Here is a 14,911-nt window from a genome sequence, read left to right on the forward strand (position 1 = left end):
ATGTCTCAAGCGCAACACCCGAGCCGGCTACCCTGTGGTAGCCGGCTTCTTGATTTGTCCCGTCCGCAGGTGATGGGCATCCTCAATGTCACTCCTGATTCTTTTTCCGACGGCGGGCGTTTTACGGCGCGCGACGCCGCACTGCGTCATGCCGAGCAGATGGTCGCAGCAGGTGCGACGCTGATCGATATCGGTGGTGAGTCCACCCGTCCTGGGGCGCGAAGCGTTTCGCCTACCGAGGAGCTGGAGCGGGTTGCGCCAGTTGTCGAAGCCATCGCCCGTGAGCTCGACGTTATCATTTCCGTGGATACCTCGACGCCTGCAGTCATGCGGGAGACGGCAAGGCTGGGCGCGGGGCTGATCAATGATGTGCGCTCGCTGCAGCGTGATGGTGCTCTTGATGCGGCGGCAGATACCGGTCTGCCGGTTTGTCTGATGCATATGCGCGGCGAGCCCGGCAACATGCAGGATGATCCGCAGTATTCGGACATCGTCTCAGAGGTGCATGATTTTCTCGTCGAGCGCATGGCTGCCTGCGCGACGGCCGGTATTCCCGCCGAGCGGATCCTGCTCGATCCGGGCTTTGGTTTTGCCAAGACCCTGGAGCACAATCTCGCCCTGTTCAAGCGCATGGGCGAACTCTCTGCGTTGGGGTGGCCCTTGCTGGTTGGTGTTTCGCGCAAGAGCATGATCGGTAAGGTGCTCGGTCACGAGGTTGGCGATCGCCTGTACGGTAGTTTGGCATTGGCGGCCCTGGCATTGACCAAGGGCGCACATATTTTGCGTGTGCACGATGTCGCCGAAACGGTAGATGTGGTGCGCATGATCGCTGCGGTTGAAGCGGCGCAATAACAAGGAAAGCGTTATGACTAGAAAATACTTCGGCACCGACGGTATTCGTGGCCGCGTTGGCCAGTTTCCCATTACTCCGGATTTCATGCTCAAGCTCGGCTGGGCCGCTGGCATGGCGTTTCGCAAGCAGGGTAAGTGCCGCATTCTGATCGGCAAGGACACGCGTATTTCTGGCTACATGTTCGAGTCTGCCCTTGAGGCGGGGCTCGCTGCTGCAGGGGCTGACGTGCAACTGCTCGGGCCGATGCCGACGCCGGCCATCGCCTACCTGACACGTACTTTCCAGGCTGATGCCGGTATCGTCATCAGTGCTTCGCACAATCCGCATGACGATAACGGCATCAAATTCTTTTCCAGCGAAGGTACCAAGCTTCCGGATGATGTCGAGCTGATGATCGAAGAGTTACTCGACCAGCCGATGACCGTGGTCGAGTCTGCCGGGATCGGCAAGGCTTCGCGAATCAACGACGCTTCGGGGCGCTATATCGAGTTCTGCAAGGGCAGCGTGCCCAGCGGCACCAGCTTCAAGGGGCTGAAGATCGTCCTCGATTGCGCTCATGGTGCTGCCTACAAGGTGGCGCCGAGTGTATTCCGCGAGCTGGGTGCAGAGGTTCGGGTCATTTCGGCTCAGCCTGATGGGCTCAATATCAATGATGCTTGTGGCTCCACGCACATCGCTGCGTTGCAGGCTGAAGTGGTCGCGCAGCAGGCGGACCTGGGTATTGCCTTCGATGGCGATGCTGATCGTGTGCTGATGGTCGATCAGTACGGTGCGGTGGTCGACGGTGACGAGCTGTTGTTCATCATTGCGCGAGACCTGCAGGAGCGTGATCGTCTGCGCGGCGGTGTGGTCGGCACGTTGATGAGCAACCTGGGGCTGGAGCTGGCTCTGGCAGGTCTGAACATCCCATTCGTTCGCGCCAATGTGGGCGATCGCTATGTGATCGCTGAATTGCTAGCGCGCAATTGGCAACTTGGGGGCGAGAACTCTGGGCACCTGGTGTGCTTCCAGCACACCACCACCGGCGATGCGATCATTGCCGCTCTGCAGGTGCTGATGGCGCTCAAGCGTCGTGGCCAGAGTCTGGTCGAGGCGCGCAGCGATCTGAAAAAATGCCCGCAGATATTGGTCAATGTGCGGTTTTCCGGTGCGCTCGACCCGCTCGAGCATCCGTCCGTTAAAGAGGCTTGCGCGCGTGTGACCGAGAGCATGGCAGGGCGCGGTCGCGTACTGCTACGCAAATCCGGCACCGAGCCATTGGTGCGGGTAATGGTCGAGGGTGACGAGGAAAGCTCGGTTCGCGGCTATGCCGATGAATTGGCTAAGATTGTTGCCGAAGTCTGTGCTTGATTGAGCTTGCTACCGAGGGTGCTCTTGGGTAACATCTGCGCCCTCTTTGATCGACGAGGCAAAACATGCGTCGCACCTTAGTCGCCGGTAACTGGAAAATGCACGGTACCCGCGCAAGCGTCGCAGAGCTGATCGAAGGGTTGCGTCAGCAGGTGCTGCCTGCGGATGTAGAGGTTGCAGTGTTTCCTTCCAGTCTGCATATCGCTCAGGTCGTCGAAGGCCTGAATGGTAAGGCGGTGAAGATTGGGGCGCAGGATTGCGCGGCTCAAGTTGAGCAGGGCGCCTTGACCGGTGAGCTGGCAGTCAGTCAGTTGGTCGATGGTGGTTGTGAGCTGGTGCTGGTTGGTCACTCGGAGCGTCGCCTGATTCTGGGCGAAAGCGATGAAGTGGTCGCACACAAGTTTGCAGCGGTACAGGCTGCAGGTTTGACTCCCGTGCTCTGTGTTGGTGAAACCCGCGAGCAACGTGAAGCGAATGCAACGCTGGGTGTAGTGGGTGGCCAGTTGGCTGCAGTGATCGATGCGCTAGGTGTCGATGCACTGAAAAACGCCGTAGTGGCCTATGAGCCTGTGTGGGCCATTGGCACCGGGTTGACCGCTACGCCCGAGCAAGCTCAGGAAGTGCATGCGGCGATCCGCGCGCAAGTTGCGCAGCTCGATGCTGGTGTCGCGAGTGGGTTGAGAATTCTTTATGGCGGCAGTGTAAAGGCCGCCAGTGCTGTCGAGTTGTTCGGCATGCGGGATATCGATGGGGGGCTCGTAGGTGGTGCCTCTCTGAATGCGGATGAATTCGGTGCGATCTGTCGCGCTGCAGGAAACTGAAGAATGCTGGAAACAGTCATTGTTGTTTTGCACCTGATGGGTGCGATCGGGATTGTAGCGCTGGTGCTGTTGCAGCAGGGTAAGGGCGCTGACGCAGGTGCGTCGTTCGGTTCGGGTGCTTCGGCAACTGTATTCGGAAGCCAAGGTTCCTCTACCTTTCTGAGTAAGTTTACTGGTATACTCGCCGCGGCTTTTTTCATTACCAGCTTGGGTTTAGCGTACTTTGCTAAAGAAAAAGCTGATGCACTGACTCAGGTTGGTCTGCCAGATCCAGCGGTTCTGGAAGTTCAACAAAAACCGGCTGTCGAAGACGTGCCGGTGCTCGAAGAGCAAGTTCCAGCGTCTGATGCTTCGGACGTGCCGGAGGCTCCAGAGCAGTAACAGTTTTGCCGAGGTGGTGGAATTGGTAGACACGCTACCTTGAGGTGGTAGTGGCCATAGGCTGTAGGGGTTCGAGTCCCCTCCTCGGTACCATACTCAAGAAAGCCCGCAGTTCGCGGGCTTTCTTGTTGCTGGAGTGTTTGGTTGACCCTCGCCAGGGGGTGGCCGTATAATTCCGGCCCAGCTTTGACGCGGGGTGGAGCAGTCTGGTAGCTCGTCGGGCTCATAACCCGAAGGTCGTAGGTTCAAATCCTGCCCCCGCAACCAGTTTCAGCAGGCCCCTTTTCAGGGGCTTTTTGTTAGCTGAAAGACAGTGTCCGTTGGTATTCACGGCGGATTGAAGGGATGGGCGTTTCGCCCATTTTTTATTTGCACAGCATGCACGAGGGCCGTTAAGTGTCGAGCAAGCTAGAACAGTTGCAGGCCTTGTTGGCCCCAGTAATCGAGGCGCTCGGTTACCAATGTTGGGGCATCGAGTTCCTGTCGCAGGGGCGTCATTCGCTGCTGCGTGTCTATATCGATAAAGCCGATGGCATCCTCATCGATGATTGTGAAATCGTCAGCCGTCAGCTCAGTGGTGTACTCGATGTCGAGGATCCGATTACCTCGGAGTACACACTGGAAGTTTCTTCTCCTGGCATGGATCGTCCGTTGTTCACCATCGAACAGTTTGCGACGCATGCCGGTGAACAGGTGAAGATCAAGCTGCGTTCGCCTTTCGACGGGCGTCGTAACTTCCAGGGCCTCCTTCGCGGTGTGGAGGAGCAGGACGTGGTAGTTCAGGTGGATGACCACGAGTATCTGTTGCCGATCGACCTGATCGACAAGGCCAATATCATCCCCCGATTTGATTGATATGCGGATTTTGTGGCGCTGCTGAACTGCTGATTTTCGGCGCAGCGCGAGCGACACAGATGGCGCGAAGGTAGCGCGGCAGCTCACGACGATAGCGCCAATGGCGTGAACGTGACGCGGACTGCGCAGAACCAATGGATTGCGAAAGGCGAGGCGTACGATGAGCAAAGAAGTACTGCTGGTTGTTGAGTCGGTATCCAACGAAAAGGGTGTACCGGCCGGCGTGATTTTCGAGGCGCTGGAGCTGGCTCTGGCGACCGCCACCAAGAAACGTTTCGAGGACGAGGTCGACCTGCGCGTGTCGATCAACCGTCAGAACGGTAGCTACGAAACTTTCCGGCGCTGGACCGTGGTCGACGAGTCCGAGTTCGAGGACCCTGCCTACCAGGTGACCGAGGATATGCCACAGGCCGTTGAGGCCAACGCCAAGATCGGTACCGTGCTCGAAGAGAAGGTCGATTCCATCGAGTTCGGCCGCATCGCCGCGCAAACCGCCAAGCAGGTCATCGTGCAGAAAGTGCGCGAGGCCGAGCGTGCCCAGGTGGTAGACGCCTACCGCGAGCGCCTGGGTGAGATCATCTCCGGCACCGTGAAGAAGGTCACCCGCGACAACGTCATCGTTGACCTGGGTAACAACGCCGAGGCGCTGCTGGCTCGTGAAGACATCATCCCGCGCGAGACTTTCCGCGTCGGTGTGCGTCTGCGTGCCCTGCTCAAGGAAATTCGTACCGAGAACCGCGGCCCGCAGCTGATCCTGTCGCGTACCGCTCCGGAAATGCTGATCGAGCTGTTCCGCATCGAAGTACCGGAAATCGCCGAAGGGCTGATCGACGTCAAGGCCGCCTCCCGTGATCCGGGTTCGCGCGCCAAGATCGCCGTGCGCTCCAAGGACAAACGTATCGACCCGCAGGGTGCCTGCATCGGTATGCGTGGCTCGCGCGTCCAGGCCGTTTCCGGCGAGCTGGGCGGTGAGCGCGTCGATATCGTGCTGTGGGACGACAACCCCGCACAGTTCGTCATCAATGCCATGTCGCCGGCTGAAGTGGCTGCAATCATCGTCGATGAAGATGCCCATGCCATGGACATCGCTGTTGGCGAAGACAACCTGGCCCAGGCCATTGGTCGTGGCGGTCAGAACGTGCGTCTTGCCAGTCAATTGACCGGCTGGACCCTGAACGTGATGACCGAAGCGGACATTCAGGCCAAGCAACACGCAGAAACCGGCGACATCATGCAGTCCTTCATCGACGAGCTGGAAGTCGACGAAGAGCTGGCTCAAGTCCTGGTTGAAGAGGGTTTCACCAGTCTCGAAGAGATTGCCTACGTACCCATGGAAGAAATGCTCAGTATCGACGGCTTCGACGAGGAGATCGTCAATGAGCTGCGTGCACGGGCCAAGGATCGTCTGCTGACCAAGGCGATCGCCAACGAGGAGAAGTTGGCCGATGCCCATCCGGCAGATGATTTGCTGGAACTGGAAGGCATGGACAAGGCGCTGGCTCTGGAGCTTGCGCTGCGCGGCGTGATTACCCGTGAAGACCTGGCCGAGCAGTCGATTGACGACCTGCTCGACATCGACGGCATCGACGAAGAGCGTGCCGGCAAGCTGATCATGGCCGCCCGAGCCCATTGGTTCGAATAAGCGGTTGCGGCCTGAGGAGAAAGATGCATGACGCAAGTCACGGTGAAAGAACTGGCCACAGTGGTCGACACCCCGGTTGAGCGCCTGCTGCAGCAGATGCGCGAAGCTGGCCTGTCCCACGACAGTGCCGAACAAGTAGTGACCGATAGTGAGAAACAGGCCCTGCTGGCCCATCTCAAGAGCAGTCACGGCGACAAGGTCGAAGAGCCGCGCAAGATTACCTTGCAACGCAAGACCACCAGCACGCTGCGCGTTGCTGGTAGCAAGACCATCAGTGTTGAAGTGCGCAAGAAGAAAACCTTCGTCAAGCGCAGCCCGGAAGAGCTCGAAGCCGAGAAGCAGCGTGAGTTGGAAGCTCAGCAGGCAGCTGCCGAGGCCGAGCGCCTGAAGGCCGAGGAAGACGCCAAGCGCAAGGCCGAAGAAGAAGCCAAGCGCCAGGTTGCCACTGCCCCTAGCGATACTGCAGCACCTGCTGCCGCGCCGACGCCTGTCAGCGAGCCGCTGGTTGCCGCTCCGGTCATCGAAGTCGAGCGCAAGAAAGAAGAAGTGCGTCGCCCCGAGAAGGCACGTTCTGATGAAGACGAGCGTCGCGACCGCAAGCACACTCAACATCGCCCTGCTACCAAGGAGAAGGCGCCTGCTCCGCGCGTCGCTCCGCGTAGCGTCGATGAAGAAAGCGACGGTTTCCGTCGTGGTGGCCGCGGCAAGTCGAAGATGAAGAAGCGCAACCAGCATGGCTTCCAGGCTCCGGCCGGTCCGGTGGTGCGCGATGTGGCCATTGGCGAAACCATCACTGTGGGCGATCTGGCTCAACAGATGTCGGTCAAGGCTGCCGAAGTCATCAAGTTCATGTTCAAGATGGGCACCCCGGCCACCATCAACCAGGTGCTGGATCAGGAAACTGCCCAGCTGATCGCCGAAGAGCTGGGCCACAAGGTCAAGCTGGTCAGCGACACCGCTCTGGAAGACTCCCTGGCCGAGTCGCTGAAGTTCGAAGGTGAAGCCTTCTCCCGTGCTCCGGTCGTGACCGTAATGGGCCACGTCGACCACGGTAAGACCTCGCTGCTCGACTACATTCGTCGCGCCAAAGTGGCCTCCGGCGAAGCGGGTGGCATTACCCAGCACATCGGTGCCTACCACGTGGAAACCGACCGCGGCATGGTCACCTTCCTCGACACCCCCGGTCACGCCGCGTTTACCGCCATGCGTGCACGCGGTGCCAAGGCGACCGACATCGTCATCCTGGTCGTCGCAGCTGACGACGGCGTGATGCCGCAAACTCAGGAAGCCGTACAGCACGCGAAAGCGGCTGGTGTGCCGATCGTGGTTGCAGTGAACAAGATGGACAAGCCGGAAGCCAACCCGGACAACATCAAGAACGGCCTGGCCGCACTGGATGTGATTCCGGAAGAGTGGGGCGGCGACGCGCCATTCGTACCGGTTTCCGCCAAGGCCGGTACCGGTATCGACGAGTTGCTCGAGGCCGTGCTGCTGCAGGCTGAAGTCCTCGAGCTGAAAGCCACTCCGTCGGCCCCGGGTCGTGGTGTGGTGGTCGAATCGCGTCTGGACAAGGGCCGTGGCCCGGTAGCCACCGTGCTGGTTCAGGACGGTACGCTGCGTCAGGGCGACATGGTGCTGGTCGGCGTCAACTATGGCCGCGTGCGCGCCATGCTCGACGAGAACGGCAAGCCGATCAAGGAAGCAGGTCCGTCCATTCCGGTCGAGATTCTCGGCCTCGATGGTACGCCGGATGCCGGTGACGACATGACCGTGGTCGCCGACGAGAAGAAGGCCCGCGAAGTTGCCCTGTTCCGTCAAGGCAAGTTCCGCGAGGTCAAGCTGGCCCGTGCTCACGCCGGCAAGCTGGAAAACATCTTCGAGAACATGGGCCAGGAAGAGAAGAAAACCCTCAACATCGTGCTCAAGTCCGATGTGCGTGGTTCTCTGGAAGCCCTGCAAGGCTCGCTCAGCACCCTGGGCAACGACGAAGTGCAAGTACGTGTGGTCGGTGGTGGCGTCGGTGGTATCACCGAGTCCGATGCCAACCTGGCGCTGGCTTCCAATGCCGTACTGTTCGGCTTCAACGTTCGTGCTGACGCCGGTGCGCGCAAGATCGTCGAGGCCGAAGGCCTGGACATGCGCTACTACAACGTCATCTACGACATCATCGAAGACGTCAAGAAGGCGCTCACCGGTATGCTCGGCAGCGATGTTCGCGAGAACATTCTGGGCACCGCCGAAGTGCGTGACGTATTCCGTTCGCCGAAGTTTGGCGCGGTTGCCGGTTGCATGGTCATCGAAGGTACCGTCTACCGCAACCGTCCAATCCGCGTGCTGCGTGAAGACGTGGTGATCTTCGAAGGTGAGCTGGAATCGCTGCGTCGCTTCAAGGACGACGTCGCCGAAGTGCGTAACGGCATGGAGTGCGGTATCGGCGTGAAGAGCTACAACGACGTCAAGGTCGGCGACAAGATCGAAGTGTTCGAGAAAGTCCAGGTGGCTCGCAGCCTGTAATCGCGAGTCGCAACACGCAACGCCCGGCCCCGCATTCGCGCGGCCGGGCGTTTGCCGCTTTTGAGTCCGCTGACGAATAGACAGCGGACGAAGTAAAGGTAAGTAGAAAATGGCCAAAGATTACAGCCGTACCCAGCGTATCGGCGATCAGATGCAACGCGAACTGGCCCAGCTTATCCGGCGTGAGGTCAAGGACCCGCGTCTGGGGCTGGTGACCATCACCGCCGTCGATGTCAGCCGTGATATCGGTCACGCCAAGGTGTTCATCACCGTCATGGGGCAGGACGACGCCGAGGCGATCAAAGAGAGCCTCAAGGTACTCAATGACGCGGCCGGCTTCCTGCGCATGCAGCTGGGCAAGGCGATGAAGCTGCGCAGCGTGCCACAGCTTCACTTCCACTACGATGAGAGTGTCCAGCGCGGTGCTCACCTGTCGGCGCTGATCGAGCGTGCCGTAGCGGAAGATCGTCTGCACGACGACACCGCGGGTTCCAAGGAGTAAGGCGTGGCGCAGGTCAAACGTATTCGCCGCAAGGTCGACGGCATCATCCTGCTCGACAAACCGCACGGTTTCACGTCCAACGCCGCGCTGCAGAAAGTGCGTTGGCTGCTCAATGCCGAGAAGGCCGGTCACACCGGCAGCCTCGATCCACTGGCCACCGGTGTGTTGCCGCTGTGTTTCGGTGAAGCGACCAAGTTCTCCCAGTATCTGCTCGACGCTGACAAGGGCTACGAGACCGTCGCTCAGTTGGGCGTTACCACCACCACTGGTGATGCCGAAGGTGATGTTATCGAACGGCGCCCGGTGACCGTCGGTCGCGCCGAAGTCGAGGCACTACTGCCGCGTTTTCGCGGTGAAATCAAACAGATACCGCCGATGTACTCGGCGTTGAAGAAGGACGGTCAGCCACTCTACAAGCTGGCCCGTGCGGGTGAAGTAGTGGAGCGCGAAGCGCGTTCTGTTACTATTGCGCGCCTGGAACTGCTGGCCTGCGAAGGCGAGCAGGCCCGTCTGGCGGTTGATTGCAGTAAAGGCACCTATATTCGTACGTTGGTCGAGGATCTCGGCCAATTGCTGGGCTGCGGTGCGCATGTCGCCGAGTTGCGTCGTACCAAGGCCGGACCGTTCGATTTGACGCGCACCGTGACGCTGGAAGAACTGGAAGCTGCACACGCCGAAGGTGGCAACGAGGCGCTGGATCGCTTCCTGCTACCGGCCGATAGCGGTCTGCAGGACTGGCCTTTGCTGCAGTTCTCCGAGCACAGCGCGTTCTACTGGTTGCAAGGGCAGCCAGTGCGAGCGCCGGAAGCGCCGAAGTTCGGTATGGTGCGGGTGCAGGATCATAATGGTCGCTTCATCGGCATCGGTGAAGTGAGTGACGATGGGCGTGTTGCCCCGCGTCGATTGATTTATACCGGTGCGTAGCACCGAACGATTCGGCCGAGATGGCTGAAAGCCTGATGCTGACGATGTCGTCATCAGGTACTCCGAGGGTGGCTGTTAGTAGGCACGGTCATACCTCTTTTTAAAACACGGGGAGCGATTCCCGGCCTATTGAGACTGCTTCGGCAGTTTCCAGATGAGAGGAAGCCAACATGGCACTCAGCGTTGAAGAAAAAGCCCAGATCGTTAACGACTATAAGCAAGCTGAAGGCGATACCGGTAGCCCGGAAGTGCAGGTTGCCCTGCTGACCGCCAACATCAACAAGCTGCAAGGCCACTTCAAGGCCAACGGTAAAGATCACCACAGCCGTCGTGGTCTGATCCGTATGGTTAACCAGCGTCGTAAGCTGCTGGACTACCTGAAGGGTAAAGACACCAGTCGTTACAGCGCCCTGATCGGTCGCCTGGGCCTGCGTCGTTAATAGACGCGAGCTGCACAAGTTGGAAGCTGGGAGTTCGGCGTCGCGGGTGGGGAGTGATCCTCACCTCGTGGCGCTGGGCTTCCAGCTTTTGGCTTTTCGAGGGATGCATCGGGTCCGACTCCCGCGCCTCTTTCCAATTTCCCCCAAGGCAACAAAGAGAAGGAAAACACCGTGAACCCGGTAATCAAGAAATTCCAGTTCGGTCAGTCGACCGTTACCCTCGAGACTGGCCGTATTGCCCGTCAAGCCTCCGGCGCAGTGCTGGTCACCGTTGACGACGACGTCAGCGTACTGGTCGCCGTAACCGGCGCCAAAACTGCCGACCCAAGCAAAGGCTTCTTCCCGCTGTCCGTGCACTATCAGGAAAAGACCTACGCTGCCGGCAAGATCCCTGGCGGTTTCTTCAAGCGTGAAGCGCGTCCTTCCGAGAAAGAAACCCTGACCTCGCGTCTGATCGATCGCCCGATCCGTCCGCTGTTCCCGGAAGGCTTCCAGAACGAAGTGCAGGTCATCTGCACCGTGGTTTCCACCAGCAAGAAGACCGATCCGGACATCGCTGCGATGATCGGTACCTCGGCTGCCCTGGCTATCTCCGGTATCCCGTTCAACGGCCCGATCGGTGCTGCGCGCGTTGCCTTCCACCCGGAAACCGGCTACCTGCTGAACCCGAACTACGAGCAACTCAAGGCCTCCAGCCTGGACATGGTCGTAGCGGGCACCAAGGACGCCGTGCTGATGGTCGAATCGGAAGCCAAAGAGCTGACCGAAGACCAGATGCTGGGCGCCGTGCTGTTTGCCCACGAGGAATTCCAATCGGTCATCCAGGCTGTTACCGAGCTGGCCGCCGAAGCCGCCAAGCCGACCTGGGACTGGCAGCCGAAAGCCGAGAACACCGCTCTGCTGAGCGCTATCCGTAGCGAGTTTGGTGAGGCAATTTCCCAGGCTTACACCATCACCATCAAGCAAGACCGCTATGCGCGTCTGGGCGAGCTGAAAGATCAGGTCGTTGCCAAGTTCTCCGGTGAAGAAGGTCAGCCTTCCGCCGGTGAAGTCAAAGAAGCCTTCGGCGAAATCGAATACCGCACCGTGCGCGAGAACATCGTCAACGGCAAACCGCGTATCGATGGCCGTGACACCCGCACCGTGCGTGGCCTGAACATCGAAGTCGGCGTTCTGGACAAGACCCACGGCTCGGCGCTGTTCACCCGTGGCGAAACCCAGGCACTGGTCGTTGCCACCCTCGGCACCGCTCGCGACGCGCAACTGCTCGATACCCTTGAAGGCGAGCGCAAAGACCCCTTCATGCTGCACTACAACTTCCCACCGTACTCGGTCGGTGAGTGTGGTCGTATGGGCGCCACTGGCCGCCGCGAAATCGGTCACGGCCGTCTGGCACGTCGTTCGGTTCAGGCCATGCTGCCGGCTGCTGACGTGTTCCCGTACACCATTCGTGTGGTTTCGGAAATCACCGAGTCCAACGGTTCTTCCTCGATGGCTTCCGTCTGCGGCGCTTCCCTGGCCTTGATGGACGCTGGTGTACCGATGAAGGCGCCGGTTGCCGGTATCGCCATGGGCCTGGTCAAGGAAGGCGACAAGTTTGCCGTTCTGACCGACATCCTCGGCGACGAAGATCACCTGGGCGACATGGACTTCAAGGTTGCCGGTACTGCCAATGGCGTTACTGCACTGCAGATGGACATCAAGATCCAGGGCATCACCGAAGAGATCATGGAGCAGGCGCTGGAGCAGGCGCTGGAAGCTCGCCTGAACATCCTCGGCCAGATGAACCAGGTCATCGCCCAATCGCGCAGCGAGCTGTCGGCTAACGCGCCGACCATGCTGGCGATGAAGATCGACCAGGACAAGATCCGCGATGTGATCGGCAAGGGTGGCGCGACCATCCGTGGTATCTGTGAAGAAACCAAGGCCTCGATCGACATCGAGGACGATGGCTCGATCAAGATCTTCGGCGAAACCAAGGAAGCGGCCGAGGCTGCCAAGCAGCGCGTACTGGCCATCACCGCGGAAGCCGAGATCGGCAAGATCTACGTCGGCAAGGTCGAGCGCATCGTCGACTTCGGCGCCTTCGTCAACATCCTGCCGGGCAAGGACGGTCTGGTGCACATCTCCATGCTGAGCGATCAGCGCGTGGAGAAGGTCACCGACGTGCTGCAGGAAGGCCAGGAAGTGAAGGTTCTGGTACTGGACGTGGACAACCGCGGCCGTATCAAGCTGTCGATCAAGGACGTAGCGGCTGCCGAGGCCTCTGGCGTCTAAGCACGCACGGTTGGTCTGTTCGAACGAGAAGGGCTCCTGCGGGAGCCCTTTTTTGGTTCTTCGCATTCTCGCGGGGAGGATACGTTTGACACCGGACTTGAAATTACGTGTTAGCTGTCGATGACTTGACACTCTCCATTAGCACGCCGCCTGGCCTGATGGGTTTCGCCCCTTACGGGCGAGTCACTTTCTCTTGCTTGCCCAAGAGAAAGTAACCAAAGAGAAGGGCACCCCACCATTCGGCCCCGGCTGCGCCGGGGTTCCCTCGTTCCATCACCGCTCCAGGGGCACGCCACGAAGGGCCATCCCTGGCCCATCGTGGCTCTCGCGACATCCATGTCGCTCAACCCCTTCCACGGCGATTCCACTCGGCCTCCTGAAGGGGATTTGGACGTCGTCTGTACCATCGCAGATGAAGAGCAAAGGCAAAGACCAGACGCCGCCAATTCCAATTCCGCAAAGATTACGCAAGCTCGCGACCTGGTCCCCTTCAGGAGGCCGAGTGGAGGTGTTGCGTAGGGGAGCGAGCCGCATGGATGCGGCGAGATACCGATGGCGGCCCCGCTTAAAGGGCCAGGGATGGCCCTTGTAAGCCGGCCCCCGGAGCAGCACCGGAGCGAGGAAACGCAGCGAAGCGGAGTAACAGCCGCAGGCTGGCCCGTAGGGTGAGCAAAGCGAATCAAGTTTCGCGCAGCGAAACCCGGATGTCGGGGTGCCCTTCTTTGGCACACCTTTCTTGGGCAAGCAAGAAAGGTGTGGCGCCCGTAAGGGGCGCAACCAAAACGCTCAATGGACTCGGTAATGAATAGTGCTAAGCCAGTAAGCGATACGCACACAAACTTGCCAGTCCGGCGTCAACTCGCACTTGCTCCAAGCTATGCGAAAAGCCTTTTTGTGCTTGATCGGCAGGTTCTGCCGCTTGCACCGGAGACTTCCTGGGCGCGCATCGCGATTTGTGCGCCGGTCACTGTTCATGCGTGCCTTTGATGCCCTTATGGGCCTGATCGAGTACGTCAGTACTTCAAGATCATGCAAATTGCCCGAGGCTTTTCATCCAACTCGGCGAAATGCAATCAAAAGCATGGTTTGGTATTTTGTTAAGTATTTGTTTTTAAAGGGAATATTTTATTTTTTAAACCTGGCACAGCCCCTGCAACAGTACTGGTGAACCTGCAGCCAGGAGATGGTTTGCAGATTGTCTGGAATGTACAGGAGTCGAATCATGAAACAGCCAATCAACCGTTTTGCCGCTACCACCCTGACCGCTGCCGTACTGAGCATGTCTCTGGCCTCGGCGGCCTTCGCCGCACAGCCGACCATGCTGGCAGCCAATGACACTGTGGATAAAGCCGAGCAGGCGGTATCCGACACCTGGATCACCAGCAAAGTGAAGTCCACCTTCGTTGCAGACTCGAACCTCAGCGCGCTGGACATCAAGGTCGAGACCAACCAGGGCGTGGTGTCTCTGTCCGGCACTGTTGCCACCGATGCCGAGCGTGATCTGGCTATCGCCAAGACCAAGGAAATCGAGGGTGTGCGTGACGTGTCCGCCGATGCCCTGAAAGCCGCTGACTGATAGCCGAGCCGGCCGGGCTAGAGCCCGGCCTCACTTTCTGTCACTGGGAGAATGACCATGAATAGCGACATCATCAAAGGCAAATGGAAGCAGCTCAACGGTCGCATCAAGGAGCGTTGGGGCAACCTGACCGATGACGACCTGGACGTCGCCGAGGGCCACAGCGAATACCTGGCCGGCAAGCTGCAAGAACGTTACGGCTGGACCAAGGAAAAGGCCCAGCAAGAGCTGCGCGATTTCAGCGACAAGCTCTGAGCACGGATTGCCGGGCAAGGATGCCCATACGTACGGATAGCTTCAGAAACGGATATCTCTTCAGCACGGATGGCTACAGGCAGGACGCCTGATCAGCACGGATAGCGACAAGCATGGAGGCGCGAAGGCCCCGCCGGTGTGACCGGCGGGGCCTTGATTTTTATGCAGGGCGCACGATGCGATCGTCACTGCGAGTGCGCTGCATGCAGCGCAGCATCAACTGCCGCGCTTGCTGCGGACCTCGGTCAGGCGCCCGCCTTCGAAACGCAGGAAGTGGTACATGCCGCTTTTCGGGCCGTATATCCACTCCTCGACACTCACCTCATTACGAAAACCGTAGCTGTCGACCACTTCCTTGTAACCGACAAACTCGCGACTGGACGGCTCTCCACATTTGTTCAGCACCTCTGCGGTGGGCGCTGTCTTGCTGACCAGAGCGCTACCGCAGCGGTAGGTGGAAGACGCCTCGGCCATCAGAGGCAGGCAGAGCAGGGTGAGCAGACAGCTGAATTTGCGCATGA

14 protein-coding genes and 2 tRNA genes are annotated in these 14,911 nt (G+C 59.4%); 15 read left to right on the forward strand and 1 reads right to left on the reverse strand.

Features of this window, described 5'->3' with window-relative positions:
* The 15 genes from folP (at position 1) to CXP40_RS21615 (ending at position 14,390) form a co-directional block, all read left to right on the forward strand.
* Positions 1-852, forward strand: coding sequence for a dihydropteroate synthase (gene folP / locus CXP40_RS21540; protein ID WP_106735384.1), 852 nt, complete (start codon positions 1-3; stop codon positions 850-852).
* Between the two features lie 13 nt (positions 853-865).
* Complete coding sequence (gene glmM, locus CXP40_RS21545; protein ID WP_106735385.1) at positions 866-2,203, forward strand: phosphoglucosamine mutase; 1,338 nt, start codon at positions 866-868, stop codon at positions 2,201-2,203.
* A 65-nt stretch (positions 2,204-2,268) separates the two neighbouring features.
* Positions 2,269-3,024 carry a triose-phosphate isomerase gene (tpiA, locus tag CXP40_RS21550; protein ID WP_106735386.1) on the forward strand — a complete coding sequence of 252 codons (756 nt, stop codon included), beginning with the start codon at positions 2,269-2,271 and terminating at the stop codon, positions 3,022-3,024.
* A 3-nt stretch (positions 3,025-3,027) separates the two neighbouring features.
* On the forward strand, positions 3,028-3,405 hold the full coding sequence (secG, locus tag CXP40_RS21555; protein WP_099526099.1) for a preprotein translocase subunit SecG: 378 nt from the start codon (positions 3,028-3,030) through the stop codon (positions 3,403-3,405).
* A 7-nt stretch (positions 3,406-3,412) separates the two neighbouring features.
* A tRNA-Leu gene (locus CXP40_RS21560) sits at positions 3,413-3,498 on the forward strand.
* Between the two features lie 97 nt (positions 3,499-3,595).
* Positions 3,596-3,672, forward strand: a tRNA-Met gene (locus CXP40_RS21565).
* A 129-nt stretch (positions 3,673-3,801) separates the two neighbouring features.
* Complete coding sequence (rimP, locus tag CXP40_RS21570) at positions 3,802-4,260, forward strand: ribosome maturation factor RimP (protein ID WP_099526098.1); 459 nt, start codon at positions 3,802-3,804, stop codon at positions 4,258-4,260.
* Positions 4,261-4,420: 160 nt separating this feature from the next.
* Positions 4,421-5,902, forward strand: coding sequence for a transcription termination factor NusA (gene nusA / locus CXP40_RS21575; protein ID WP_106735387.1), 1,482 nt, complete (start codon positions 4,421-4,423; stop codon positions 5,900-5,902).
* A gap of 27 nt (positions 5,903-5,929) precedes the next feature.
* Positions 5,930-8,416 carry a translation initiation factor IF-2 gene (gene infB / locus CXP40_RS21580; protein WP_106735388.1) on the forward strand — a complete coding sequence of 829 codons (2,487 nt, stop codon included), beginning with the start codon at positions 5,930-5,932 and terminating at the stop codon, positions 8,414-8,416.
* Positions 8,417-8,525: 109 nt separating this feature from the next.
* Positions 8,526-8,918, forward strand: coding sequence for a 30S ribosome-binding factor RbfA (rbfA, locus tag CXP40_RS21585; protein WP_004424397.1), 393 nt, complete (start codon positions 8,526-8,528; stop codon positions 8,916-8,918).
* A 3-nt stretch (positions 8,919-8,921) separates the two neighbouring features.
* Positions 8,922-9,842, forward strand: a complete 921-nt coding sequence (truB, locus tag CXP40_RS21590; protein WP_106735389.1) for a tRNA pseudouridine(55) synthase TruB — start codon at positions 8,922-8,924, stop codon at positions 9,840-9,842.
* A gap of 170 nt (positions 9,843-10,012) precedes the next feature.
* Entirely contained in the window at positions 10,013-10,282 is a 270-nt protein-coding gene (gene rpsO / locus CXP40_RS21595) for a 30S ribosomal protein S15 (RefSeq protein ID WP_004424394.1), read from the forward strand.
* 171 nt (positions 10,283-10,453) lie between these two features.
* Positions 10,454-12,559: a polyribonucleotide nucleotidyltransferase gene (gene pnp / locus CXP40_RS21600; protein ID WP_106735390.1), complete on the forward strand. Its 2,106-nt coding sequence runs from the start codon at positions 10,454-10,456 to the stop codon at positions 12,557-12,559.
* A 1,222-nt stretch (positions 12,560-13,781) separates the two neighbouring features.
* Complete coding sequence (locus CXP40_RS21610; RefSeq protein ID WP_106735392.1) at positions 13,782-14,135, forward strand: BON domain-containing protein; 354 nt, start codon at positions 13,782-13,784, stop codon at positions 14,133-14,135.
* Between the two features lie 57 nt (positions 14,136-14,192).
* Positions 14,193-14,390 carry a CsbD family protein gene (locus CXP40_RS21615; RefSeq protein ID WP_013716987.1) on the forward strand — a complete coding sequence of 66 codons (198 nt, stop codon included), beginning with the start codon at positions 14,193-14,195 and terminating at the stop codon, positions 14,388-14,390.
* 216 nt (positions 14,391-14,606) lie between these two features.
* Here CXP40_RS21615 and CXP40_RS21620 read toward each other — a convergent pair whose 3' ends face one another.
* Complete coding sequence (locus tag CXP40_RS21620; protein WP_106735393.1) at positions 14,607-14,909, reverse strand: DUF2845 domain-containing protein; 303 nt, start codon at positions 14,907-14,909, stop codon at positions 14,607-14,609.
* Between the last annotated feature and the right edge of the window lie 2 nt (positions 14,910-14,911).

This window comes from Pseudomonas sp. YY-1 (genome assembly GCF_002843095.1).
GTDB lineage: Bacteria > Pseudomonadota > Gammaproteobacteria > Pseudomonadales > Pseudomonadaceae > Aquipseudomonas > Aquipseudomonas sediminis_A.

Coding starts and splice junctions, on each gene's coding strand:
- folP (WP_106735384.1), top strand. CDS start 1: ATGTCTCAAGCGCAACACCCGAGCCGGCTACCCTGTGGTAGCCGGCTT.
- glmM (WP_106735385.1), top strand. CDS start 866: ATGACTAGAAAATACTTCGGCACCGACGGTATTCGTGGCCGCGTTGGC.
- tpiA (WP_106735386.1), top strand. CDS start 2,269: ATGCGTCGCACCTTAGTCGCCGGTAACTGGAAAATGCACGGTACCCGC.
- secG (WP_099526099.1), top strand. CDS start 3,028: ATGCTGGAAACAGTCATTGTTGTTTTGCACCTGATGGGTGCGATCGGG.
- nusA (WP_106735387.1), top strand. CDS start 4,421: ATGAGCAAAGAAGTACTGCTGGTTGTTGAGTCGGTATCCAACGAAAAG.
- infB (WP_106735388.1), top strand. CDS start 5,930: ATGACGCAAGTCACGGTGAAAGAACTGGCCACAGTGGTCGACACCCCG.
- rbfA (WP_004424397.1), top strand. CDS start 8,526: ATGGCCAAAGATTACAGCCGTACCCAGCGTATCGGCGATCAGATGCAA.
- rpsO (WP_004424394.1), top strand. CDS start 10,013: ATGGCACTCAGCGTTGAAGAAAAAGCCCAGATCGTTAACGACTATAAG.
- CXP40_RS21610 (WP_106735392.1), top strand. CDS start 13,782: ATGAAACAGCCAATCAACCGTTTTGCCGCTACCACCCTGACCGCTGCC.
- CXP40_RS21615 (WP_013716987.1), top strand. CDS start 14,193: ATGAATAGCGACATCATCAAAGGCAAATGGAAGCAGCTCAACGGTCGC.
- CXP40_RS21620 (WP_106735393.1), bottom strand. CDS start 14,909: ATGCGCAAATTCAGCTGTCTGCTCACCCTGCTCTGCCTGCCTCTGATG.